At 71.9% G+C, this 22,646-nt stretch carries 22 protein-coding genes and 1 tRNA gene; 11 read left to right on the top strand and 12 right to left on the bottom strand.

Going from position 1 to position 22,646, the window contains the following annotated elements; translation table 11 throughout:
* The first annotated feature begins 107 nt into the window (after positions 1–107).
* Both ACGF5C_RS16295 and ACGF5C_RS16290 read left to right on the top strand, forming a co-directional pair.
* Positions 108–932 carry a PaaX family transcriptional regulator C-terminal domain-containing protein gene (locus ACGF5C_RS16295; protein WP_393258155.1) on the top strand — a complete coding sequence of 275 codons (825 nt, stop codon included), beginning with the start codon at positions 108–110 and terminating at the stop codon, positions 930–932.
* Entirely contained in the window at positions 929–1,720 is a 792-nt protein-coding gene (locus tag ACGF5C_RS16290) for an enoyl-CoA hydratase-related protein (RefSeq protein WP_393302284.1), read from the top strand. Before ACGF5C_RS16295 ends, ACGF5C_RS16290 begins: the two co-directional genes overlap by 4 nt.
* Before the next feature lie 104 nt (positions 1,721–1,824).
* Here ACGF5C_RS16290 and ACGF5C_RS16285 read toward each other — a convergent pair whose 3' ends face one another.
* From ACGF5C_RS16285 to ACGF5C_RS16270, 4 genes are all read right to left on the bottom strand, one after another.
* Positions 1,825–2,448: a hypothetical protein gene (locus ACGF5C_RS16285; protein WP_393302281.1), complete on the bottom strand. Its 624-nt coding sequence runs from the start codon at positions 2,446–2,448 to the stop codon at positions 1,825–1,827.
* A gap of 13 nt (positions 2,449–2,461) precedes the next feature.
* Complete coding sequence (locus tag ACGF5C_RS16280; protein ID WP_393302278.1) at positions 2,462–3,043, bottom strand: DNA-3-methyladenine glycosylase I; 582 nt, start codon at positions 3,041–3,043, stop codon at positions 2,462–2,464.
* Between the two features lie 176 nt (positions 3,044–3,219).
* Positions 3,220–3,717 carry an SRPBCC family protein gene (locus ACGF5C_RS16275; RefSeq protein ID WP_393302275.1) on the bottom strand — a complete coding sequence of 166 codons (498 nt, stop codon included), beginning with the start codon at positions 3,715–3,717 and terminating at the stop codon, positions 3,220–3,222.
* The gene (locus ACGF5C_RS16270; protein ID WP_393302272.1) at positions 3,714–4,355 is read right to left on the bottom strand and encodes a DivIVA domain-containing protein; all 642 of its coding nucleotides are present in this window, start codon (positions 4,353–4,355) and stop codon (positions 3,714–3,716) included. The genes ACGF5C_RS16275 and ACGF5C_RS16270 overlap by 4 nt, the downstream gene beginning before the upstream one ends.
* Positions 4,356–4,568: 213 nt before the next feature.
* Between ACGF5C_RS16270 and folP the strand changes: the two genes are divergently transcribed.
* Positions 4,569–5,438 (top strand): dihydropteroate synthase, encoded by an 870-nt coding sequence (folP, locus tag ACGF5C_RS16265; RefSeq protein WP_393302269.1) that lies wholly within the window; start codon positions 4,569–4,571, stop codon positions 5,436–5,438.
* Positions 5,439–5,560: 122 nt separating this feature from the next.
* Here folP and ndhC read toward each other — a convergent pair whose 3' ends face one another.
* On the bottom strand, positions 5,561–5,938 hold the full coding sequence (gene ndhC, locus ACGF5C_RS16260) for an NADH-quinone oxidoreductase subunit A (protein WP_350678128.1): 378 nt from the start codon (positions 5,936–5,938) through the stop codon (positions 5,561–5,563).
* Between the two features lie 124 nt (positions 5,939–6,062).
* On the opposite strand from ndhC, the gene ACGF5C_RS16255 reads away from it, so the two are divergent.
* From ACGF5C_RS16255 to ACGF5C_RS16245, 3 genes are all read left to right on the top strand, one after another.
* Positions 6,063–7,475: a hypothetical protein gene (locus ACGF5C_RS16255; RefSeq protein WP_393302266.1), complete on the top strand. Its 1,413-nt coding sequence runs from the start codon at positions 6,063–6,065 to the stop codon at positions 7,473–7,475.
* Positions 7,476–7,780: 305 nt separating this feature from the next.
* A complete protein-coding gene (locus ACGF5C_RS16250; protein ID WP_357457105.1) occupies positions 7,781–9,628 on the top strand; it encodes a 2-oxoacid:acceptor oxidoreductase subunit alpha in 1,848 nt (615 codons plus the stop codon).
* Entirely contained in the window at positions 9,621–10,655 is a 1,035-nt protein-coding gene (locus ACGF5C_RS16245; protein ID WP_357693963.1) for a 2-oxoacid:ferredoxin oxidoreductase subunit beta, read from the top strand. The genes ACGF5C_RS16250 and ACGF5C_RS16245 overlap by 8 nt, the downstream gene beginning before the upstream one ends.
* 127 nt (positions 10,656–10,782) lie before the next feature.
* On the opposite strand, the gene ACGF5C_RS16240 is transcribed toward ACGF5C_RS16245, so the two are convergent.
* Together ACGF5C_RS16240 and ACGF5C_RS16235 are read right to left on the bottom strand one after the other, a co-directional pair.
* The gene (locus ACGF5C_RS16240; RefSeq protein WP_393302262.1) at positions 10,783–12,582 is read right to left on the bottom strand and encodes a trypsin-like serine protease; all 1,800 of its coding nucleotides are present in this window, start codon (positions 12,580–12,582) and stop codon (positions 10,783–10,785) included.
* A 348-nt stretch (positions 12,583–12,930) separates the two neighbouring features.
* The gene (locus tag ACGF5C_RS16235) at positions 12,931–13,944 is read right to left on the bottom strand and encodes an NAD-binding protein (RefSeq protein ID WP_350701536.1); all 1,014 of its coding nucleotides are present in this window, start codon (positions 13,942–13,944) and stop codon (positions 12,931–12,933) included.
* Positions 13,945–14,206: 262 nt separating this feature from the next.
* Between ACGF5C_RS16235 and ACGF5C_RS16230 the strand changes: the two genes are divergently transcribed.
* Together ACGF5C_RS16230 and ACGF5C_RS16225 are read left to right on the top strand one after the other, a co-directional pair.
* Positions 14,207–14,731, top strand: a complete 525-nt coding sequence (locus ACGF5C_RS16230; RefSeq protein WP_393302258.1) for a helix-turn-helix domain-containing protein — start codon at positions 14,207–14,209, stop codon at positions 14,729–14,731.
* A gap of 135 nt (positions 14,732–14,866) precedes the next feature.
* Positions 14,867–15,466, top strand: a complete 600-nt coding sequence (locus ACGF5C_RS16225; RefSeq protein WP_357693953.1) for an ATP-dependent Clp protease proteolytic subunit — start codon at positions 14,867–14,869, stop codon at positions 15,464–15,466.
* Positions 15,467–15,619: 153 nt separating this feature from the next.
* On the opposite strand, the gene ACGF5C_RS16220 is transcribed toward ACGF5C_RS16225, so the two are convergent.
* Together ACGF5C_RS16220 and ACGF5C_RS16215 are read right to left on the bottom strand one after the other, a co-directional pair.
* Positions 15,620–16,501 (bottom strand): trypsin-like serine protease, encoded by an 882-nt coding sequence (locus ACGF5C_RS16220; protein WP_393302254.1) that lies wholly within the window; start codon positions 16,499–16,501, stop codon positions 15,620–15,622.
* Positions 16,502–16,803: 302 nt separating this feature from the next.
* Complete coding sequence (locus ACGF5C_RS16215) at positions 16,804–17,175, bottom strand: winged helix-turn-helix transcriptional regulator (protein WP_393302750.1); 372 nt, start codon at positions 17,173–17,175, stop codon at positions 16,804–16,806.
* Positions 17,176–17,284: 109 nt separating this feature from the next.
* Between ACGF5C_RS16215 and ACGF5C_RS16210 the strand changes: the two genes are divergently transcribed.
* Positions 17,285–18,133, top strand: a complete 849-nt coding sequence (locus ACGF5C_RS16210; protein ID WP_393302251.1) for an SDR family oxidoreductase — start codon at positions 17,285–17,287, stop codon at positions 18,131–18,133.
* 54 nt (positions 18,134–18,187) lie between these two features.
* Here ACGF5C_RS16210 and ACGF5C_RS16205 read toward each other — a convergent pair whose 3' ends face one another.
* A complete protein-coding gene (locus tag ACGF5C_RS16205; protein WP_393302248.1) occupies positions 18,188–19,165 on the bottom strand; it encodes a zinc-binding dehydrogenase in 978 nt (325 codons plus the stop codon).
* Between the two features lie 316 nt (positions 19,166–19,481).
* Between ACGF5C_RS16205 and ACGF5C_RS16200 the strand changes: the two genes are divergently transcribed.
* Both ACGF5C_RS16200 and ACGF5C_RS16195 read left to right on the top strand, forming a co-directional pair.
* Entirely contained in the window at positions 19,482–19,982 is a 501-nt protein-coding gene (locus tag ACGF5C_RS16200; RefSeq protein WP_393302245.1) for a DUF6650 family protein, read from the top strand.
* A gap of 752 nt (positions 19,983–20,734) precedes the next feature.
* Complete coding sequence (locus tag ACGF5C_RS16195; RefSeq protein WP_393302242.1) at positions 20,735–21,070, top strand: hypothetical protein; 336 nt, start codon at positions 20,735–20,737, stop codon at positions 21,068–21,070.
* 497 nt (positions 21,071–21,567) lie between these two features.
* Here ACGF5C_RS16195 and ACGF5C_RS16190 read toward each other — a convergent pair.
* A tRNA-Arg gene (locus ACGF5C_RS16190) sits at positions 21,568–21,640 on the bottom strand.
* Positions 21,641–22,082: 442 nt separating this feature from the next.
* Complete coding sequence (locus ACGF5C_RS16185) at positions 22,083–22,544, bottom strand: SRPBCC domain-containing protein (RefSeq protein ID WP_393302239.1); 462 nt, start codon at positions 22,542–22,544, stop codon at positions 22,083–22,085.
* Positions 22,545–22,646: the final 102 nt, after the last annotated feature.

The following is a 22,646-nucleotide window of genomic DNA, read 5'->3' as shown; positions in this document are numbered from 1 at the left end:
TGTCGACCAACGATTTTCCCTGATGAACACCGCCGGACCCAAACCGAAGCAGCATTGATGTAACAGCATCTAGCTTATCCTGAGAAGGCCTGTCACAATGTGCGGTCATGCAGGCACGGTCGGCACTCTTCGACCTGTACGGCGACCACCTCCGGGCGAGGGGCGGCCGGGCACCCGTCGCCGCCCTGGTCAAGCTGCTGGCGCCGCTCGGGATCGCCCCGCCCGCCGTGCGTACGGCGGTCTCCCGGATGGTCCGCCAGGGATGGCTGGACCCGTGCCGGCTCACCTCCGGCCCGGGATATTCGATCACACCAAAAGCCGCCCGCCGACTGGACGAGGCGGCCGCCCGGATCTACCGGACCGGCCGGATCACCTGGGACGGCCGGTTCGACCTGCTGGTGCTGGAGGCGCCCGCCGCGCGGCGGGAACGCCAACGCCTCGCCGCCAACCTGACCTTCCTCGGCTACGGGGCCCTGGACGACTGCACCTGGGTGGCCACCCGTCCCGGCGAGGACGTGGACGTGCTGCTCGACGAGGCGGGCGTGCGCTACGAACGGTTCACCGCCGCGCACACCTCCGGCACCCCCGGCGCGATGGGCGTCGTGCGCCGCGCCTGGAACCTGACCGAGATCGGCCAGGCGTACGAGCAGTTCGTCGCCGAGCAGCGGCCGCTGCTGGCCGGCGTCACCGTACGCAGCCAGGACGAGGAGGCGTACGCCGCCCGGTTCCGACTCGTGCACGCGTGGCGTACCTTCCTCTTCCGGGACCCGCAGCTGCCGCCGGCGCTGCTCCCCGAACGCTGGCCCGGCACCGCCGCGGCCAGTTTCTTCGACCGGCACGCGGCCCGGCTGCGGCCGGCCGCCGACCGGTACGTCGAGCAGTGCCTCGACGCCGGCAACCGCCTCGCCCGACAGAAGGGTCGTGAGACGTGACCGAGCCCCTGCTCGTCGACCGCACCGACGCCGTCGTCACCCTGACACTGAACCGCCCGACGGCGATGAACGCGCTCGACGTGGCGCTCAAGGAAGCGCTGCGGGACACCCTGGCGGAGCTGGAGAACGACCGCGCCTGCCGGGCCGTGGTGCTCGCCGGCGCGGGCCAGTCGTTCAGCGCGGGCCAGGACCTGCGCGAGCACGTGCAGACGCTGGAGTCCAACGACGGCGACCCGCTTCACACCGTCCGGGCGCACTACAACCCGATCGCCGCCCGGCTCGCCAACCTGCCGAAGCCGGTGGTCGCGGCGGTGCGGGGGATGGCCGCCGGGGCGGGCGCCTCGCTCGCCTTCCTGGCCGACATCCGCATCGGCGGGCCGTCGACCAGCTTCCTGATGGCCTTCGCCAGGGTCGGGCTCGCCGCCGACACCGGCGCCTCCTGGACGCTGCCCCGGCTGGTCGGCCACGCCAAGGCGGTCGAGCTGCTGATGCTGGCCGAGCCGGTGCGCGCGGCGGAGGCCTGCCAGCTCGGGCTGCTCAACCGCCTGGTGGAGGACGACGAGCAGGTGCTGCCGACCGCGCAGGAGCTGGCCGCCCGGCTGGCCGCCGGCCCGACCGTCGCGTACGGGGCGATCAAGCGGCAGCTCTCCATCGCCGACGCGGGCACCCTCGCCGACGCCCTCGCCGCCGAGGCGCAGGCCCAGGCGATCTGCGGGGGCACCGCCGACCACCGGGTCGCCACCGTCGCCTTCGTCAACAAGCAGAAGCCGGTCTTCGAGGGCCGCTGACGCCTCCGGCTCCGCCCGGGCGTCGCGTCGCAACCGCCCGGGCGGCCAGGCATCGGCGCAACCGCCCCCGGCCCGGTGTCGTCGTGGACGTCGCCCCGGTCAGGTCAGTCGTCCTCCTCCGGATCCTGGTTGGCCTCCGTGCCGAGCACGAACGCCTGCATGGCCAGCTCGTCGCCGGAGGGCGAGACGAAGGTGGGCAGCTCGCGCGGCCCCAGCTCCTGCACGTACGCCCAGAACAGCCGGACCGCCTCGGCGGGCGAGCCGGCCTCGATCGGCAGGTCGAGGCTGACCAGCCAGGAACGCCGCTGCGGCGGCGGGCCGAGCTTGTCGGCCAGCTCCCGGAACACCGTCGGGTCGAGCGCGGTCACCGGCCCGTCGAGCGCCACCGCCTCGGCCGGCACCGGCTCGTCGAAGGCCCGCCGGGTGTACGCCACCACCAGCGGCGCCTCACCCCGATCGGAGAGCGGATCCTCCGGGTCCTCCCGCTCCTGGCCGCTGGCCGCGGCGACCCGACCCAGCGCCACCAGCCGTGGCGGCTCGTCGGCCAGCACTGCCACCCGGTCGCCGGGGCGGGGCCGGTCGGCATCGGCCAGACCGGTCAGTTCGAGCGTGTCGTGGTGGACGAGCCGCTCGGCCTCGTAGCGCCCGCCGGGCAGCAGCACGGCCCAGGCCCCCGTGCCGTCGGCGTGGGCCGCCCCGTCCACCCGGTGCGCGGTGTCGGTCGTCATGCCCTCCATCCCATCACGCCGCCCGCACCGCCACGACGTGGCAGCCCGCAAGGTGGTCGTCGACCATCCCGGTGGCCTGCATCAGCGCGTAGGCCGTGGTGGGACCGACGAACCGGAAGCCGCGCTTCTTGAGCGCCTTGGCCAGCGCGGTGGACTCCGCGGTCAGCGCGGGCACCTGCGCGAAGGACGTGGGCCGGGCCGGGCGGGGCGGTGGGGCGAAGGACCAGAGCAGCGCGGAGAGCCCCTCGGGCAGCTCCAGCGCCACCCGGGCGTTGGCGATCGCCGCCTCGATCTTGGCCCGGTTGCGGACGATGCCGGCGTCGGCGAGCAGCCGGGCCACGTCGGCCTCGCCGTAGCCGGCCACCGTCTCGATCCGGAACTCGTCGAAGGCAAGCCGGAACGCCGGACGCTTGCGGAGGATGGTCAGCCAGGACAGCCCCGACTGGAAAGCCTCCAGCGTTATCCGTTCGTAGAGCGCGTCGTCGCCGTGCAGGGGACGGCCCCACTCGGTGTCATGGTAGGCGGCGTAGTCCGGGGTGCTGGTCCCCCAGCCGCAGCGCGGCAGCCCGTCGGCGCCGATCACCAGGTCAGTCACGCGTCCACGCTAGGGCACGGGCCCGACGGCCCCGACGCCTGCGGTCGCCCTCCGGCGTCCGTACGCGCACCGCCGGCACGGCTCGGTCAGGCCGAGGTCAATGAGATCGGGGCGTCCTGGCCGGGTCGACACCCCGACTGTCAGGGATGTCGAGTCGATCACGCAATCGCCGACGGTCAGGGCAGCCGGCCCTGCTCGACCAGCCGGCCGAACTTCTTCAGCGCCTGGGTCAGGCCGAACTTCGAGCCGGGCCAAAGCACCGGCCAGGTCACCCGGCCGGCCGGGCCGCCGGGCAGGTGGAACCACTCGTGCCAGACCACCTGGGTGCGGTCCCGCGCCAGCGGTGTGCAGCGCAGCACGCCGGGGCCGCGCAGCAGCTTCCCGCAGTGCACCACCCGGACCTCGTAGGGCGCGTCCACCCGGACCACTCGCATCTCGTCGCGCAGCACGGCCGGGCCGAGCGCGGTGACCGCCTCGACGAGGCTGCCCTCGCCGCCGTCCCCCTCGACCACGCGGACGGTGGTGAACGGGATCCAGTCCGACTGCCGCTCCCAGGCCGTCAGCGCCGCGAAGACCCGCTCCGCCGGCGCGTCGACGATCACCGTGGCGGTGACCTCGCCCGCGCCGGGCTGTGCCGCCTCGCGCAGGTTGTCGCCGCCCACGGGCCCGGTCACGCCGACTCCGACCGGACCACCGGCCCCTGCCGCCCGGCGTCGCCCGCCGGCGCCGTCGAGTCGTCGTCGCCCGAGGGTGCCGTCACCCGGTCGTCGCCCGACGGGGACACCGCCTGGTCGTTTACGCCGGTCAGGTCCTCGCGCCGGGGCTCACGTGGTTCTCCCCCGGCGGGGTCCTCGGCGGCGACGCGGCCGGTCCGGTCCCCGGCGGCGTCCGGCCGGTCGGCCCCGACCGGCACCGTCCCCCGGGCCTGCGGCGAAGCCTCGGCGGCGGTCGTCCCGGTCGCCTGCTCCCGGGCGCGGCGCAGGGCGTCGGCGTCCGCGGTCCGCCCCTCGCGCAGCGCGGCGACCTCCGCCTCCAGCACGCCGACGAGCTCGGACTTGTAGCCGATGTCGTAAGCCGCCCGGCGCATCGCCTGGTCGACCTGGTCCATCCGGTAGCCGCGCAGCGCCGTGTCGAACCGGACCTCACCCACGTCGGCCTCGCGGAGCGGGCGGGTGGCCGGCAGCGGCACGGCGCGCCCGTCCGGCTCGGCCGGCGTCAGGCCGGGATCCCGGCCGGTGACCAGCACGGTCACACCGAACACCACGGCCGCGACGGTCAGCGCGACGACAAGCAGGAGCAGAACCTGATCCATGCACAGATCGTGGCATGTCGAAGGGGCCGGAGCGACCCCACCACCCCACCGGCGCACCGGAACCGGGACGCCGGCCCGCCGCCCGGCGTGGCGGCGACGGGCGGAGCGCGGCGGCGCCGGCCCGCCGGGCGGGCCCGGCGGCGGCGGACCGGATAGCGTCGTGATCGGCCGGCGACGGGGACGGGACGACGGCGCGGACCTTCAGGAGGCGGTATGGCCGGGGCGCTTCGGCTCGGTGGGCGGACGTTCGGCCCGGGCGAACTGGTGGTGATGGCGATCGTCAACCGGACGCCGGACTCGTTCTTCGACCGGGGCGCGACCTTCGCCCAGGACAGCGCGCTGCACGCCGTGGAGCGGGCGGTCGAGGAGGGCGCCGAGATCATCGACATCGGCGGGGTCAAGGCCGGCCCGGGCGCCGAGGTCGACGTCGCCGAGGAGATCCGACGCACGGTGGCGACCATCGCCGCCGTGCGGGCCGCCTTCCCCGACGTGGTGATCTCGATCGACACCTGGCGGGCCGAGGTCGCGGTGGAGGCGGTGGCCGCGGGCGCCGACCTGCTCAACGACACCTGGTCCGGCGCCGACCCGGCCCTGGCCCGGGTGGCGGCGGAGACCGGCGCCGGGCTGGTCTGCTCGCACGCCGGTGGTCTGGCACCCCGGACCCGGCCGCACCGGGCGGCCTTCCCCGACGTGGTCGCCGACGTGGTCGCGACGGTGACCGGGCTCGCCGAGCGCGCGGTCGGGCTGGGCGTACGGGCCGACGGGATCCTGATCGACCCGGCGCACGACTTCGGCAAGAACACCCGCCACTCCTTGGAGATCACCTGCCGGCTCGACGAGCTCACCGACACCGGCTGGCCGCTGCTGGTCGCCTTGTCGAACAAGGACTTCGTCGGCGAGACGCTGGACCTCCCGGTGACCGAGCGGCTGGAGGGGACGCTGGCGGCCACCGCCGTCTCCGCCTGGCTGGGCGCCCGGGTGTTCCGGGCGCACCAGGTCCGCCCCACCCGCCGGGTGCTCGACATGGTCGCGTCGATCCGCGGTGACCGCCCGCCGGCGGCGACCCGGCGCGGCCTGGCCTGACCACGACGACCTCGCGCGGCCCGACCTGACCACGGCGGCCGGCGCGGGCGGTGGGAGCCGGACGATCGCCGGCGCCCGGGCCGGTCGGGCTCGGGCTCGGGCTCGGGTCAGGTCAGGTCAGGTCAGGTCCAGCGCAGGATGTTCTTCCGCCAGGCGTAGAGGATGCCCAGCGCCAGCACCGCGACGAAGACCGCCATCTCCACGACCGTCACCATCCCGAACCCCGGCCGGTCGAAGACCACCGCCCAGGGGAAGAGGAACACGGACTCCACGGCGAACAACACGTAGAGATACGCGTACACGTAGTAACGGATCTGCATCTGCGCCCAGTCGGCGCCAACGGGGTCGAGGCCGCACTCGTAGCTGGCCCGCTTGCCGTAGGGATCGGCCGGACGGGCAGGACGTAACACCCGATTGGCCGAGAACGCCGTAACGAAGAAGAGGACGCTGGCGAGCAGCAGGAGCCCGAGCGTCGCGTACGAGCCCAGGTAACCGGTCACGGTCGATCAGCCTACCGCCCCGCGCGGCCGGCCGAGCGTTACGGACTTGTTTCCGGGCGGGACTAGTGCCAGTGGACAACAGTTGCCGAACATAGGAACCCTCACTCATCGTCACGGAGGACAGATGGCCCGCGTGGACGTACGGCCCGGCCGACGGGCGTGTGACCGGCGCACGGCTCCCCTGCTGGCGATCTCCCTCGCGGTCGGGCTCACGGTCGCCGCGGTGCCGGGCTGGGCGGCTGCGGCCCCCACCGCCGCCCGGGTCGCCGCCGCCGCCACGGACCCGGTCGGCGAGCCCGGCGCGGAGCCGTCGACGGCGGACCCGACGGACACCGGACCGGTGCCCAGCGAGGCGCCGTCGACCACCTCTCCGCCACCGGCGTCCACGCCGCCGGCCGGGACGACCGAGCCGACCCCGACGTCCACGGCCCCGGAGGGACCGGCGCCGACCACCGCCGCACCGACCCTCAGCGCGCCGCCGACGGCACCGTCGGCGCCGCCGGTGCGCCCGAGCGCGCCCGCCCCGGGCAGCCCGGCGGCTTCCCCGGCCGGGGTCCGCGTCACCACCGACGACATCACCCTGACCGCCGCCTACTGGAACGCGCCGAGCACGGTGGCCACGTTGCGGGTGACCGTCACCAACACCGGGGCGCCGCCCGCCCGGATCCGGCTCGCCTACACGCTCCCGGCCGGGCTGACCGACGCCGGCACCCGGGGCTGCGCCCACGTCGGCGGCGGGGCACACCGCTGCGGCGAGTGGACGAGCGCGCCGGGCGCCCGGTTCAGCACCCTGATCCGCGTACGCGTGGCCGGCGACGCCTGGCGGCAGATGCCCATCAGCGGCTCCGTTCAGGTCACCGCGACCGCCCCCGGCGCGGAGCCGGCGCGCGACGACGAGGGCTTCGCCGTGCTCTTCCCGCCCGGCCCGCCGGCGCCCGGGATCAGGCTGGAGGCCGGCGAGGTCGCCTTCGACATCAGCGGCGGGGCGAGCGGGCTCGACGTACGCCTGGGCAACACCGGCCGGGTGGACGCCGACGGCCGGATCGAGGTGGTCCTGCCGGCCGGGGTGACCGTGCCGACACCCCCGGCGGGCTGCACCGCCGCCGGCCCGACGCGGACCCGCTGCGACCTGGGCACGGTCCCCGCGGGCCGCGCCGCCCACCTGCGGCTGCCGGTGTCCGCGACGCCCGAGGCCCAGCGGGTCGCCCCGCTGGCCGGCGCGGTGCTCGGCAAGCTCGACCCGCGCAGCGGCCGGGCCCGGCAAATGCAGATGAGCTTCCGGATCACCGCGGCCGCCGCCCTGGCCACCCCGGTGGTCTCGCCGCCCGCGCCGACCGGGTCGCAGGGCGTGCTGGCCGCCGACGCCCCCGCCCTGCGTGCCGGCGGGGGCGGGTCGGTGCGGCAGACCGCGATCATCCTGATCGTGGTCTCCACGCTGCTGGTGGTCCTGGCCCTCACGCTGGCCACCACCTCCCTGCGGCGGCGGCTGGGGGCCCCGGTGCCGGAGCCGACGACGGCGCCCGCGCCGACGGACTGACCCGGGGAAGCCGGTCGCCCGGCCCGGATCGACGGGTGCCCCGGTGATCTGGATTACGGCGGGCGGGCGGAAACACCGCAAACCGGTGTGGAACCCCGCCCGATCGCATCCCAGAGGGCGGCCTACGAGAAAGTTGGAAGGGCGATCCGACGTAGGCTCTCAGGTGAGGAACTACGGCGGACCGGGCCTGCCCCGCGCGGGTCCGGTGCAGCGGTGCGTCAAGGAGGTCACGTGGCCGGGCTAGGCGAGGTCACCATCATGTTCAGCCGCCCACGCGACCGCGCACAGCGAAGCGAGGTGCAGGCGTGACCAAGCAGATCCGTCAACTGGACCGGGTGGTGATCCGGTTCGCCGGCGACTCCGGCGACGGCATGCAGCTCACCGGCGACCGGTTCACCTCGGAGACCGCGCAGCTGGGCAACGACATCTCCACGTTGCCGAACTTCCCGGCGGAGATCCGGGCCCCCGCCGGCACCCTGCCGGGCGTGTCGAGCTTCCAGGTGCACTTCGCCGACTACGACATCCTGACCCCCGGCGACGCGCCGAACGTGCTGGTGGCGATGAACCCGGCGGCACTCAAGGCCAACCTCGTCGACCTGCCACGCGGGGCGGACATCATCGTCAACACCGACGAGTTCACCAAGCGCAACCTGGCCAAGGTCGGTTACCAGGCGAACCCGCTCGAGGACGACACGCTCGCCGGCTACGTGGTGCACCCGGTGGCGCTGACGTCGATGACGGTCGGCGCGCTCGCCGAGCACGACGTGTCCAAGAAGGACGCCGAGCGGGCGAAGAACATGTTCGCCCTCGGCCTGCTCTCCTGGATGTACAACCGGCCCTACGAGTCGACGCTGCGTTTCCTGGAGCGCAAGTTCGCCGCCCGCCCGGAGCTGGTCGCGGCGAACGTCGCGGCGTTCCGCGCCGGCTGGAACTTCGGCGAGACGACCGAGGACTTCGCGGTCCGCTACGAGGTCAAACCGGCGAAGATGCAGCCGGGCACCTACCGCAACATCACCGGCAACGCGGCCCTGTCGCTCGGGCTGGTGGCGGCCGGCGTGCGCTCCGGGCTGCCGGTCTTCCTGGGCGCCTACCCGATCACCCCGGCCTCGGACATCCTGCACGAGCTGAGCAAGCACAAGCGCTTCGGCGTGCTCACCATGCAGGCCGAGGACGAGATCGCGGCGGTCGGCGCGGCGCTGGGCGCGTCCTACGGCGGCTCACTCGGCGTCACCACGACCAGCGGCCCGGGCGTGGCGCTCAAGAGCGAGACGATCTCCCTCGCCGTGGCGCTGGAGCTGCCGCTGGTGATCGTCGACGTGCAGCGGGCCGGCCCCTCCACGGGCATGCCCACGAAGACCGAGCAGGCCGACCTCAACATGGCGCTCTACGGCCGCCACGGCGAGGCCCCGGTGGCGGTCATCGCGCCGCGCTCGCCGGCGGACTGCTTCCACGCGGCCATCGAGGCGGCCCGGATCGCGCTGACCTACCGCACCCCGGTCATCCTGCTGTCCGACAACTACGTCGCCAACGGCTCCGAACCGTGGCTGCTGCCCGACGTCGAGTCGCTGCCCGACCTGCGGGTCGAGTTCGCCACGAAGCCCAACGGCGAGGACGGCACCACCTTCCTGCCGTACCTGCGCGACCCGGAGACCCTGGCCCGGCCGTGGGCCGTCCCGGGCACCGCCGGGCTCGAGCACCGCATCGGCGGCCTGGAGAAGGCCGACAAGACCGGCGACATCTCGTACGACCCGGCGAACCACGACTTCATGGTGCGCACCCGGGCGGCCCGGATCGAGACGATCCCGGTGCCGGACGTCGAGGTCGAGGACCCGAACGGTGACGCCCGGGTGCTGGTGCTCGGCTGGGGCTCGACGTACGGGCCGATCGGCGCGGCCTGCCGGGGCCTGCGCCAGCGCGGCCACTCCATCGCCCAGGCGCACCTGCGGCACCTCGCCCCGATGCCGGCCAACCTCGGCACGGTGCTGAGCTCCTACGACCGCGTGGTCATCCCCGAGATGAACCTCGGCCAGCTCGCCCACGTGATCCGGGCCAAGTACCTGGTCGACGCGATCGGCTACAACCAGGTCCGCGGCCTGCCGTTCACGGCCAACGAGCTGGAGACGATGCTGGAAGAGGTCCTGAAGAATGTCTGAGCCCGTCGCCCTCAAGCTCACCGCCAAGGACTTCAAGTCCGACCAGGAGGTGCGCTGGTGCCCCGGCTGCGGCGACTACGCGATCCTCGCCGCGATCCAGCAGTTCATGCCGGAGCTGAACATCCCGCGCGAGCGGATCGTCTTCGTTTCCGGCATCGGCTGCTCGTCCCGCTTCCCGTACTACATGAACACCTACGGGATGCACTCGATCCACGGCCGCGCCCCGGCGATCGCCACCGGCCTGTCGGCCAGCCGTCCCGACCTGTCGGTCTGGGTGGTCACCGGCGACGGTGACGCCCTCTCCATCGGCGGCAACCACCTGATCCACGCGCTGCGCCGCAACGTCAACCTGAAGATCCTGCTGTTCAACAACCGGATCTACGGCCTGACCAAGGGGCAGTACTCGCCGACCTCCGAGGTCGGCAAGGTCACGAAGTCGACGCCGGCCGGCTCGGCCGACGCCCCGTTCAACCCGCTCTCGCTCGCCCTCGGCGCCGAGGCCACCTTCGTGGGCCGCACCATCGACTCCGACCGCAAGCACCTCCAGTCGGTGCTGCGGGCCGCGGCGGAGCACCAGGGCTCGGCGTTCGTGGAGATCTACCAGAACTGCAACATCTTCAACGACGGGGCGTTCGACCAGCTCAAGGAGCCGGCCACCCGGGACGACTACCTGATCCGGCTGGAGCACGGGCAGCCCATCACGTTCGGCAAGGACGGGCAGTTCTGCGTCGTGCACCCGCCCGGCGGGTTCGGCCTGGAGGTCCGGGAGACCGCCTCGGTCAGCCCCGGGGAGATCGTCGTGCACGACGCGACCGTCACCGACCCGGCGTACGCCTTCGCGCTGTCCCGGCTGCCCGGCCTCGACCTGCGCAACACCCCGATCGGGGTGTTCCGCTCGGTCGACCGCCCGTCCTACGACAGCGTGGTGCAGGGGCAGCTCGCCGCAGCGAGGGCGACCGTGACCGAGACCCCGGAGCAGCAGCTCGCCGGTCTCCTCGCCAGCGGGGACACCTGGACCATCCTCTGACCGGCGCGGCCGGTCGCCGCCCCGCGAGGGGGAGCGACCGGCCGCCGCAACGCCAGGACGAAAATGGGGCCCGCAACCGACCGGTTGCGGGCCCCATTCCGTTATTACGCGGGAGTGGCTCCCCTGATCAGAAGATCAGGTTGTAGCTGCCCCAACCGCTGGAGATCACCTTGCCGCTCGCGTCGATCCACTGGCCCTTGCCATTGGTCGTGTAGAGCCGCATCTGGTTGTTGCTGTTGACACCCAGCATGTCCATCATGTTGTCGCCGTTCCAGTCGCCCAGCGTGAGGATGCTCTTGAAGCCACCCCAGCCGCTGCCGATCTGGGTGCCGGCCGGGTTGGTCCAGCCGCCCTTGCCGTCGGACTGGTACATCTTGAGGTAACCGGTCGAGGTGCGACCGATGATCACCTCAAGCCCGTCGCCCTTCCAGGCGCCCGGCGTGAGGAACAGGTTGAACCCGTTCCAGCCGGTGCCGATCCGGGTGCCCGCCGGGTTCTCCCAGCCGCCCGCACCGTTGCTGGTGTAGCGGATGAGGTCACCGTTGGACTTGCGCACCAGCAGGCTCGGGCGGTTGTTGCCCATCCAGTTGTTCGTCACCATGAGCGCGGTGAAGTTCGCCCAGCCGGTGCCGATCAGCTTGCCGCCGCCGACGAAGTTGCCGGCCCCGTCGGTGTTGTAGATGTACAGCTCGCCGGTGGTCTTCATCGCCATGATGGACGGCCGCTTGTCGCCGTTCCAGTTGTAGACGCGGAAGACCCGCTTGAAGCTGCCCCAGCCCGAGTTGAGCTGCTTCGGCGCGTAGTAGAAGCCGCCGTACCCGTTGTTGGCGAACCCGGCGCCCTCGAAGAGCTTGAGGTTGCCGGCGGTGTCCCGGGCGATGAGGTCGGTGTGACCGTCGCCGGCCCAGTCGGCGTTGATCAGCGGCGGACGGGTCAGGTCCTCCTTGACCGTGTTGACGTAGTTGTTCAGCCGGACGTAGTAGCCCGGGCTCGTGCCGCACGGCTCGAAGCCCCAGCTGGTGATGCCGACCTGCTTGCCGCCGACCATCAGCGGACCGCCGGAGTCGCCGCCGCACGTGTCGGTGCTCGGCACGCTGGGCGTGCCCGCCCCGGCGCAGGTCATCGCGTTCGGGTCGTACCCGTAGGTGCTGCAGACCGAGTCGGACCGCATGGGAACGGTCCCCTTGCGCAGGCGGCTGTCCGGGTTCTCCTCGTCCGAGTCGGTCACGCCGTAGCCGGCGATGACCGCGCTGGTGCCCTCCTGGTACGGCGTCGAGTCGCCCTGCGTGCTCAGCGTCACCGGCGTGTACTCGCCGGGCAGGTTCTGCTTGAGCGTCAGCACCGAGACGTCGTGCTTGATCGGGATCGTCGGGTCGTTGTAGACCGCGCTGATGTTCCAGCTCTGGTGGGTCCAGGTGGAACCGACCTCGGCGACAAACCCGCTGCCACCGAGGATGTTGCCGTTGCTGTCGAGCAGTTGGTCGTTACCGGCAATGACACGGGTGGTGCCCGGGCCGTCGGCGGTGCAGTGCGCGGCCGTCAGCACCTTGTTGGGGGCGATGATCGTGCCGGTGCACCAGTACCAGTAGAACTCTCCGGCGTACTTGAAGCTGGTCACGACGCCGACGATGTAGGGGAACTCCGACGCGCTGGCGAACTCCCCCTTCACGATGCGCGGCGACGGACCCGTGCCGGTCTGGAACCGCGGTCCCTTGGCGCCCGGCGAGGGCAGCTCCAGCTTGCCCTTGTGCAGGTTCGGCAGCCTGTCCAGGTTCCTGGTCCCGGACTCGCTGGCCGCGTCGTACACGCCGTCCCCGGCGGGGGCGGCCTGAGCGACGGTAGCGGGTGCGACGAACGCCGCACCGGCGAGGGCGAGGCCGACGACGCCGGCCGACCAACGCCGCCTGGCTCCTGCGGATGTTGCCACTTCAGCCACTGATTGATTTCCCGTCGTTCGATTAACGAGGTGCTCGGAACGGCTCAGCGGAGGTGTTCCCGACCGGACGGGAAGACGACGATCGACGCGCGGGGCGTCAACCCACGTGCGAAAGATGAAGCCCCCGTCGTGCCTGTGCCATTGACGGCGCGTCGGCTGCGATCGATAACGCTCACCGGCGATTCCAAGCCGCCAAACGGTAGCAAACGAGCCGGCGCGGAAAAAGATCCGCGAAGACGATTCTTGGTCAGCCCAAAGGCTCGGACCGGGGCGGCCGTCCAGGGACGACCGCCGGCGAGGTCGGCACAGCCCGCCCGGTGTCGGATGGCGCGGGGCCGGTCAGGGCGTGGTGGTCGCCTGAGGGCGGTCGTCGCGGACGTGGACGAGCATGTCGCCGGTCTCGATGACCGCGCCGGCCTTGTCGGCCAGCGTCACCACCTTGCCGCGCCGGACCAGGGCGATGACCAGCGAGTCCAGCTCCCGGGGGGAGCGGCCCACCTCGGCCCGCTCGGCGGAGCGCATCGCCAGCGCCATGCCCTGGCCGGGGGTGAGCAGGTCCTCCACCACGTCGATCAGCGGCGGGGCCGAGGTGGACAGGCCCAGCAGCCGGCCGGCGGTGGCCGAGGAGACGATCACGTGGTGCGCGCCGCTCTGCTTGAGCAGCGGGGCGTTCTCCGCCTCGCGGGCGGCGGCGATGATCCGCACCTGGCCGGCGGTGAGCTGCCGTACGGTCAGCGCCACCAGTACCGAGGCGTCGTCGCTGTCGGTCGCGATGATCACCGCCTTGGCGTTGCGGACGTGCGCCTCGTTCAGCACGGACGAGCGGGTCGCCGATCCCTCGATCGCCACCAAACCGGCCGAGGTGGCCTGCCGCAGGGCCGGGCCGCTGCGTTCCACCACCACGATCCGGGACTTGTCCAGCCCGTTCTCCAGCAGGGCGGAGACCGCGCTGCGGCCCTTCGTGCCGTAGCCGCAGATGATGACGTGGTCCTTCACGGCTCTCCTCCACCGCGACAGGCGGCGCCCGGTGCGGTACTGCTCGGTCAGCACTTCCAGGGTGGTGCCGACCAGGATGATCAGGAAGATCACCCGGGCCGGCGTGATGTAGACGACGTTGACCAGCCGGGCCGTCTGGCTGACCGGGGTGACGTCGCCGTAGCCGGTGGTCGAGAGGGTGACCACCGTGTAGTAGAAGCAGTCGAGGAGGGTCATGCCGTCCTCGTTGACGTCGCGGTAGCCGTCCCGGTCGAGGTAGACCACGGCGACGGTGGCGAAGACCAGGCCGATGGCGGCGGCAAGGCGGAGGCTCAGCGCGCTCAGTGGGCCCCGTCGCTGCGCGGGAAAGTGGATCACCTGATGACCTGCCCCGACTCCGTCGTCGCCTGCACGCCCACAACATAGCGGCCCGACGGGAATCCGCACGGCGGGGTCGCCGACGGGGCAACCGGTCGGGCGTCCGGACCCGGATGCCGCGGTGGCGGCGGTCGGGCAACCTGGACGCGCTGGTCCGCCGCGGCGGCGCCCGTACGGCGGCGCGCCGACCGGGCCGGTCCACGGGGCCGGGACAGGGCATGATGGGGGTGTCCCCGACGGCGACCACGAGAGTGAGGCCCGCATGTCGTTGCTGCGACGAGTGATCGGCGGGGTGCTGCGCCGGCTCCGCCTGCGGCAGGGCCGCACGCTGCGCGAGGTGGCCGAGGCCGCCGGGGTGTCGGTGCCCTACCTGTCCGAGGTCGAACGCGGTCGGAAGGAAGCTTCTTCGGAGGTGCTCGCGGCGATCTGCCGGGCGCTCGGCATCCACCTGTCGGACCTGCTCGAGGAGGCACGCGACGACCTGCGCCGCGTCGAGCCGCGCATCCCGGCGGCGCCCCGGGCGGAACTGGCCTCCGCCGCGGTCGCTCCGGCCGGCCCAGACCCGGCCGGGCCGGAGCGGGCGGACGCCCCCGACGCCACGCCGGTCGCCCGAGTCGGTCTCCGGACCGGCGGGCCGCTGCTCCACCTGGCGCCCCGGGCCGGCGGGCCGACCGTCCGGGTCGGACGCTCCGCCTCCGCGCGCGGCGGTCGCCCCGGGCCGCGTACCAGTGCCGTTCTCGGCTGCGGACGGTGCCGGTCGGGCCGACGGCGGCTGGCGGTCGTCTAGGCCCGGCCGCTTCCGCCCTCAGCGGATCTGCCGCCGGCAGAATTGTTACGGCGACGCGCCGTCCAGCGGGCAGTCTGAAGGGGCCGGTCCCCCGGGCGCCTCCGGTCGCCCGCCGGCACTGTGGGAGGACGCGCGATGATCGCTACGGGCGTACGCATGTTGGACGGTGGGCATCCGTCCTTCGACGACCAGGTGTTCAACCGGCTGCTGAAGGAGCGGATCATCTTCCTCGGCACCGAGGTGACCGACGAGTCGGCGAACCGGATCTGCGCCCAGATCCTGCTGCTCGCCGCCGAGGACGCGGACCGGGACATCTTCCTCTACATCAACTCGCCGGGCGGCTCGGTGAGCGCGGGGATGGCCGTCTACGACACCATGCGCTACGTCAAGAACGACGTGGCCACCCTGGCGCTCGGCCTGGCCGGCTCGATGGGGCAGTTCCTGCTCTGCGCCGGGACGGCCGGGAAGCGTTACGCGCTGCCCCACTCGCGGATCATGATGCACCAGCCGTCCGGCGGGATGGGCGGCACGGCTGCGGACATCACCATCCAGGCCGAGAACATGCTGCACGTGAAGCGGACCATGCAGGAGCTGATCGCCCGGCACAGCGGGCGCACCCTCGACGAGATCCAGCAGGACTGGGACCGGGACCGGTGGTTCACCGCCGAGCAGGCCCGCGAGTACGGCCTGATCGACAAGGTGCTCACCAAGGTCGCCCAGCTGCCCGAAGGCTGACCGGCCGGCCGGGTCGGGCGGCGGCCGGGCGAGCGGGCACGGCAGCCGGACCGGCCGGCCTCGGCGGCCGGCACCGCGGCGACGGGGGCGGCCGGGCGGTGACGCGCGGCGGCGGCCGGCGATGGTCCCGCCGGCCGCCGCCGCGTTCCGCCGTCAGGGCAGGTCGACGAAGTCGTCCAGGAAGTCGCGGGCGCTGTCGCTGTCCAGCCGGTAGGTGACGTTGGTGGCGTAGCAGGGGGCGTCGCCGGTGATCGTCGTGGCGGCGAGGAGCCGCTGCCCGCCGATGGTGACGAAGTTCGGGCCGCCCGAGTCGCCGTAGCAGGCCCCGCCGTAGTCGCGGCTCTCGTTCATGGCGAGCCGCACCCAGGTGTTGTTGAGCGCGGCGAAGCCGACCTCCGCCTTCATCCGCACCCCGCCGCCCGGGTGGACGTGCCCGCCGGGCTCGCGCTGGGCCTCCGCCGTGCCGTACCCCATGACCTCCCAGCGGGCCGCGTCGAGCGCCCGGGAGCCGAGCGCGCCGAGCTGGCCGGCCGTCGGCAGGGTGGCCGGGGTGAAGTCCCAGCGCCGGTCCAGCTCGGCCGCCTGCGCGGTGTCGAGGGTGACCACGGAGATGTCGTGCGAGTCGGCGGAGTTGCCCGGGTAGTCGGGGTGGACGTGCTCGGTGCCCTCGACGCCGACGGCGGCGGCCACCTGCGCCGGGCTGAGCCCGGCGGCCTTCGCGGCGGCCAGCTCCGCCTCCACGTCCTGGGCGAGCGAGACGTAGAAGCGGGCGCCCGGCGACCAGTCGGTGGTGCAGTGCGACGCGGTCAGGAAAACGTCGCGGTCGATCATGGTGCCGGAGCAGTACCAGTCCACGACGTCCGGCGTGCCGGGATCGCCGTCGCGGTCCCACTGCACGATCAGGGCGCCGACCTCGGTGCGCTCCGGGGCGGGCAGGGCGTTGTAGGTGTTGATCGCGGACGCCGGTGTGGCGGCGAGGACGGCCGCGGCGAGCGTCGCGGTGGTCAGTGTGGCGAAGAGCGCGGTACGACGCACAGGGTCCTCCGGTGTGAAACGAGAAGCGGCACCGGCGCCGGACGCGCCCCCTCGATCCGCGTCCGACCCCGGTACGCGATGGCCGCAGGTGGCGGCCGTCGATATGCGGAGCCTATTCCCGGAGGTGGGAATATTCGCGGGCTACAAGCGCAGCGTCTTGTCAGCGAATCTCGTTACATCCGGAGGCCGGCCTTCCCGGTGGGCTGGCCTTTCTCGCGGCGCCGGCGAAACACCGACTCCCGGCTGTCGCCCGCGCCGTCGGCCGTCCGCCCCGACACACGCCCGAGCCCCCGTGCGGCGGTCTAGTGCGGCTCGGCGTCGTAGCGGGCGCGGGTGGCCTCCACCTCGTCGAGGTGGGTGGTGGCCCAGGACTCGAGCCCGGCGACCAGGTCGAGCAGGCTGCGGCCGAGGTCGGTCAGCGCGTAGTCGACCCGCGGCGGGACGCTCGCGTGCACCGTCCGGGTCACCAGGCCGTCGCGTTCCAGCGCCCGCAGGGTCTGGGTGAGCATCTTCTGACTCACCCCCTCGATCCGCTGGGCCAGCTCGCCGTAGCGCTTCGTGCCGTCGGCGAGGGTGAGCACGACCAGGACGCTCCACCGGTCGCCGATCCGGTCCAGCACCTGCCGGCTGCCGCAGTTGCGGGCGTAGACGTTCGGGTGCACTGCACTCTCCATCGGTAAGTCACGCACTTCAAGGTGCCTACTCTCCAACGGGAAGTATCGCGGTGGCATTCCCGTTGCCGATGACGTCAGACACCCTCCCGCACGTACGCAAGGAGTGCCCATGTCCATCGTCGTCACCGGCGCCACCGGCCACCTCGGCCGCCTGATCGTCGACTCGCTGCTGCGCCGGGGCGTACCCGCCGGGCAGGTCGTGGCGCTCGGCCGGGACACCGACCGGCTGGCCGACCTCGCCGCGCGCGGCGTGACAGTGCGGCGGGCCGACTACAGCGAGCCCGGCTCGCTGCGCGCCGCCCTCGCCGGGGCCGAGAAGCTGATGTTCGTCTCGGGCAGCGAGGTCGGGCAGCGGGTGCAGCAGCACCGCAACGTCGTCGACGCCGCCAAGGAGGCCGGCGTCGGGCTGGTCGTCTACACCAGCATCGCCAAGGCCGACATCTCCAGCCTCATCCTCGCCACCGAGCACCGCGCGACGGAGCAGGAGATCCTCTCCTCCGGTCTGCCGTACGTCCTCCTGCGCAACAACTGGTACGTCGAGAACTACCTCCCGCAGCTCCCGACCTACCTGGAGCACGGCGTCGTGGGCGCGTCCGGCGACGGCCGGATCGGCGCCGCCACCCGCGCCGACTACGCGGAGGCCGCCGCGGCGGTGCTCACCACCGAGGGCCACGCCAACCGGGTGTACGAGCTGGCCGGCGCGCCGATCACCATGACCGAGCTGGCCGAGGAGCTGTCCCGGCAGACCGGTCGCCAGGTCGGCTACACCGACCTCCCGGTGGAGAAGTACGCCGAGGTGCTCGCCGGCGCCGGCGTGCCGCAGGCGTACGCGGAGGTGCTCGCCGACGGCGACCGGGGCGTCGCCCAGGGCGACCTGGACGTCGAGAGCGACGACCTCGCGAAGCTGATCGGCCGGCAGCCGACCACGCTGGCCGAGGCGATCCGCGCCGCGCTCTGACGACCGCCCACCCGGCCGCCCCGCGCGTCGTCGGCGGGGCGGCCGGGTGCCCGGTCAACGCTCCACGGTCAGCACCACCTTGCCCAGCGCCCGGCGCCCCTCCAGGTCGGCGTGCGCCGTCGCGGCGTCAGCCAGCGGATAGGTCGTGACCAACGGGCGCCACCAGCCCTTCCCGGCCAGCTCCAGCGACCGGGCGGCCAGCGCCGGAATGCCGCCGGGCAGGGCACGCATCCGCTGCCCCAGCCAGCCCACGGTCAGGCCGCGCCCGATGACGTCGTCCGTCCCGATCCGGGTCGCCTCGCCGGCCGACCAGCCGAACATCATGAACCGGCCGCCCGGCCTCAACAGCTCCAGGGCCGACCGACCCACCGCACCGCCCACCCCGTCGTACACCAGGCTCAGGCCGCCGACCTGCTCCCGCACCCGATCGGTCCAGTCCGGCAGCCCGTAGTCCACCACCATGTCCGCGCCGAGGTCGCGCAGCGCCGCCGTCCGGTCGGCGCCACGCGCCGCCGCCACCACGGTGGCACCGGTCGTCCGCGCGGCCTGCACCAGCAGCCAGCCCACCCCACCGGCCGCCGACGGGACGAAGACGACGTCGTCCGCCGTCGGCGTCTCCAGGTCGAAGATCCCGAGCGCCGTCCGGCCCGTCCCGACCGCCGCCACCGCCTCGGCGCAGGTCAGGTTCTGCGGTACGACGTAGAGCGACTCGACCGAGGTGACCGCCTGCTCGGCGTACCCGCCCGGCACCATGCCCAGGTGCGCGACGACCCGCTTGCCGCGCCACGACCCGTCGACGCCCTCGCCCATGTCGTCGACGACGCCGGCGACCTCCCGCCCGGGGATGGTGGGCAGGTCGGGCAGCGGCATCGGGCCGCCGGCCTCGCCCCGGCGCAGGCTCGTGTCGAGCAGGTGCACGCCGCTCGCCGACACCGCGATCCGGACCTGGCCGGGGCCGGGCGACACGTCGGGCACGTCGTCGAGCACCAGGTTTCCGGGGGGACCGAACTCGTGAAGCTGAATCGCACGCATGCCCCCATCCGACTACCTCAACCTCGCTTGAGGTCAACCGACCGGCGGCCTGGATCACTGAAAAAGTCGCGCAGGTCCGCCGCGACGCCCTCTGCGGTGGGCAGTCGGCCCAACAGGTAAGCTCGCTGTCCTGCTCGTCCATCGACGGCACCTACGTCGAAGCCGCTACGTCAAGGGCTGGGTGGGATGGAGCCCGAAGGGTCCGTTCGACGGCGTACTGGTGATCCGCCAAACCGACGGCCGACTGTCAGTTGGTGTTGCCCCTGGCTCGGGCACGCATCGGGCACGCCTTGCACCGGCACGGGACCATCGAGACATGGGCATTCGCTTGACCGGGCTATCGATCCCTGGAGGATTCGGCGCTCAGTGGCAGAAGACCGAAGGCGACAAGGACGTCGCTCGACGGGTCCTGCTCTTCCTTGAAGACCGTCGACTTCTTTTCGGCCAGCAACATCGACGAGACGAGAGTCACTGCATTTCCTCGGCGCTCCAGATCAGAACCTTCCTCACCGAACAACTCAATCTGGTTAAGCCCAAGAGCGATCTTTTCGAAAACCTCCGGGCCATGCGCGCCGCTTGCAGGCGATTCGTCGAAGCAGCAGGGCCACACGGCAGATACCTTAGCTACGGAGAGCGTTACGGACAGCCGGACCCATTCTCGCTTGCTCTCGGCGATCTTCGCAGCATGATGGGCATCCACATCGCCATCCTGGCCCAAGCCTATGACTTGGAAATCGATGAAGAGCTCGCATCGATCCTGCCGCCGCAACCTCAGGATGACGATGGCGATCTTCATCGGCTTCCCGGGTTCAACTGAGCTTGGCCCATCACTGGAAGCCCTACTGCCTACCGGCTGCCGTCGACCCGCCCTCCTGGGGAGCGGGGCCTTAACCCGGCCCGCCACCTCAAGACGGCCTTGACGGCTCGTACGCACGCTGGCGGGCCGGGCGGCGGTCTGCTCGGCTCGCCCAGGTCGACGGTGGGCGGGATGACTCCCCCACCTCACCCACTCACGGACCGCGAGCCGCCGAGCGGCGGCGCGTGCGGCCCGTTCAGGGCCGTCTTGAAGACGTACAAGTTCGGCTGGCAGCCGGTTGTCCGGTCTCGGGACCTGCGTGATCGGCGGGTTCAGGACGTGCGTGACGCACGGAGCGGCGGTGGAGAGGACCATCGTGCCGCAGCGGTATCGCGTCCACGTGCAGGGCTCGGACTGGTGCGCGCCAAGAATGCGCTTCGGACGTCCGTGCTCCGGCTGGCAGACTGCGCGCCATGGGGAACTCGGCCGTCTACCGGATTCATACCAGTGATGACCTTGACGCAGCGTATGCGATGGCTCGGCGTCTGCTGGTTCACACGTCGACCGACTGCCGCTGCCCGCAAAGAGTCAGCACCCACGCAGAGACCAGCACTCATGACCTGAACCGGTACCTCGGCATCGGCCCCGCATTCGTGTCACTATCCGTCCCGGCGCACTTGTACGGTCAGGTAAGCAACACTCTGGAGCCACACCTACCGCCACGGCACCGACCGATACTGGGCCGTGACGGCAGCGCGTACCTCATCACGGACATGACGACCGAGGTCGTGGCAGCATTCCGTCACGTGCCACCGATCAGCGCTGAGGTCTCCACATCCGAATACCCGCTGCCGAACACCTTGGCAGACACCGTCCTAGCAGCGGCGAACACGGACCCTGCATCGATCTCGTGGCACACGTGCTGGCCGAGCGAACACAACCGATGCGGATTCGAACTCGCCGTCAACGGCATCGAACTGTGGCACGCCCCAGCGCCGCCCAGCCACAGTCTCTACGTACACGTCCACCCGGCAAGACCCCAGCTCGCGTATGACCTTGCGGCAGCAATAGGAGGCCAGGTGATGGGCGAGCCCGAAGTGGGCTGGTGAATATCAGGCACATTCCGCCAGCCTGGACGGCGCTCACGGACAATCCGCAAGCACTACAAGATGAGGCGCTCGCCGGGTTCCTGCACGCGCTACAGCCTAGCCGGAGAGATCGGGCGGCAGGTCGGCTGTTCCCGTGAGGTCGTCCAGGCCGTCGTGCGCCGCGAATCGAAGCGGCCCGTGCGGTCAGACCCGTGGGGGCCCGGGGCCGGGACGACTGACCTTGGCCGATCGAAAGGACTCTCCATCAACGGGGAAGAGGCCACCGTCAACGCCGGATCGATGAGGCCCTGACCGGCGTGACCTGGCCCGTATGACGGTCGCCATTCCGGATCTTGCCTCGGACACCGCGGCTGACCTGGCCAGATACGTCCAAGATCCGCGCACACTCCGCGACCTACGACAACGGCGGCTTCCGGTGGCCTACGGTTGCACGCCGCCGATCTATCGAGGCATGTGCATATCGCAAGCTCAGGTGGCGTTTTCGCCGATCTTCGAGGTGCCCCCGGCAGGATTCGAACCTGCGACACACGGTTTAGGAAACCGTTGCTCTATCCCCTGAGCTACGGGGGCGCGAGGGCCTAGTCTAGCGACTTGGGGGTTCACCTGGGGTGGCAGGGAGTGGCCCACGTTCACCCACGTTCCCCGGACCCCTGTTCTCCCAGCCCAGGACCACACCCGGAGCACACGGACCCCGGTTTGCGACCGGCGGTCACCGCGGTGATCCGCGCTGGCACCGGTTCACCCGGGTTGGCATCCGCTGGAGAGCACACACCGCGCACATCATCGAAGATCAACGACGTTCCGTCCGCATCCCTACCGTAGGCGCCGCCACCGGAGAACCACGGAGCGCTCACCCCGGGGTCGCTCGGACCCGCCGCGACTCTGACCATGACGGTCCCCCAAGCGTCCGCACATGCCGAATTGAGGATGTTGGTGTGTCAGTGTCAGCGAGCGATTCACGTAGTTGCTGGTCCTCGTAGAGTCGGGCGCGCGTGGAAGGACGATGCCTTCGTCAGACGCGGAAGCCCGCTCCGAGCTGCCACTGGCGCTCATGATCCGCCGCATGGTCGAGACGGCGCAGGAAATGCTCCCAGCCATCGTGGATCTCGTGTTCGAGTATGGGCGGCAGGCCGCTGTGCCTAAGGGTGAGCGTGGTGCCGCCGCCGTTCTCGATGAGCGTCACTTCGACTCGGGAGGACCCGGGTGGAATGTCGGGAGCTCCGGCCGTGGGCTCCCAGCCGAAGGTGAAGACAACCCGGTGGTGAGGCACGAGTTCGACAAACTCGCCCCGCATCACCGGGCGTGGGCCATCCTCTAGCAGCACCCGGATCTCGCCGCCAGGATGGGGGTCGAGCACGGCCGGGCCCCACCACTGCGCCAATCGCCCCGGGTCGGTGAAGAACCGCCAGACCGTCTCGGGTGGCGCGTCGATGTGCAGCGTCTGCTCGATCGCTGTGCCCTCTGCGCCGTTCATGATGCGTCCTTCCCGTCCTGGGTGCTGGCCTGTGCCCGCTCCTCCCGCTCGGCCGCCTGCTTGAGGCGACCGAGTCGGTCGGACCACATGTACTCGAGGAAG

Source organism: Micromonospora sp. NPDC047620, from assembly GCF_043205005.1.
GTDB lineage: Bacteria > Actinomycetota > Actinomycetes > Mycobacteriales > Micromonosporaceae > Micromonospora.
The sequence above is the reverse complement of the archived record's forward strand: the minus strand, read 5'-3'. Positions and strand labels throughout refer to the sequence as shown.

Coding starts and splice junctions, on each gene's coding strand:
- ACGF5C_RS16195 (WP_393302242.1), top strand. CDS start 20,735: ATGACGACCGAGGTCGTGGCAGCATTCCGTCACGTGCCACCGATCAGC.
- ACGF5C_RS16215 (WP_393302750.1), bottom strand. CDS start 17,175: ATGGAGAGTGCAGTGCACCCGAACGTCTACGCCCGCAACTGCGGCAGC.
- ACGF5C_RS16225 (WP_357693953.1), top strand. CDS start 14,867: ATGATCGCTACGGGCGTACGCATGTTGGACGGTGGGCATCCGTCCTTC.
- ACGF5C_RS16295 (WP_393258155.1), top strand. CDS start 108: ATGCAGGCACGGTCGGCACTCTTCGACCTGTACGGCGACCACCTCCGG.
- ACGF5C_RS16185 (WP_393302239.1), bottom strand. CDS start 22,544: ATGAACGGCGCAGAGGGCACAGCGATCGAGCAGACGCTGCACATCGAC.
- ACGF5C_RS16230 (WP_393302258.1), top strand. CDS start 14,207: ATGTCGTTGCTGCGACGAGTGATCGGCGGGGTGCTGCGCCGGCTCCGC.
- ACGF5C_RS16255 (WP_393302266.1), top strand. CDS start 6,063: ATGGCCCGCGTGGACGTACGGCCCGGCCGACGGGCGTGTGACCGGCGC.
- ACGF5C_RS16205 (WP_393302248.1), bottom strand. CDS start 19,165: ATGCGTGCGATTCAGCTTCACGAGTTCGGTCCCCCCGGAAACCTGGTG.
- ACGF5C_RS16210 (WP_393302251.1), top strand. CDS start 17,285: ATGTCCATCGTCGTCACCGGCGCCACCGGCCACCTCGGCCGCCTGATC.
- ACGF5C_RS16285 (WP_393302281.1), bottom strand. CDS start 2,448: ATGACGACCGACACCGCGCACCGGGTGGACGGGGCGGCCCACGCCGAC.
- folP (WP_393302269.1), top strand. CDS start 4,569: ATGGCCGGGGCGCTTCGGCTCGGTGGGCGGACGTTCGGCCCGGGCGAA.
- ACGF5C_RS16270 (WP_393302272.1), bottom strand. CDS start 4,355: ATGGATCAGGTTCTGCTCCTGCTTGTCGTCGCGCTGACCGTCGCGGCC.
- ACGF5C_RS16200 (WP_393302245.1), top strand. CDS start 19,482: ATGGGCATTCGCTTGACCGGGCTATCGATCCCTGGAGGATTCGGCGCT.
- ACGF5C_RS16245 (WP_357693963.1), top strand. CDS start 9,621: ATGTCTGAGCCCGTCGCCCTCAAGCTCACCGCCAAGGACTTCAAGTCC.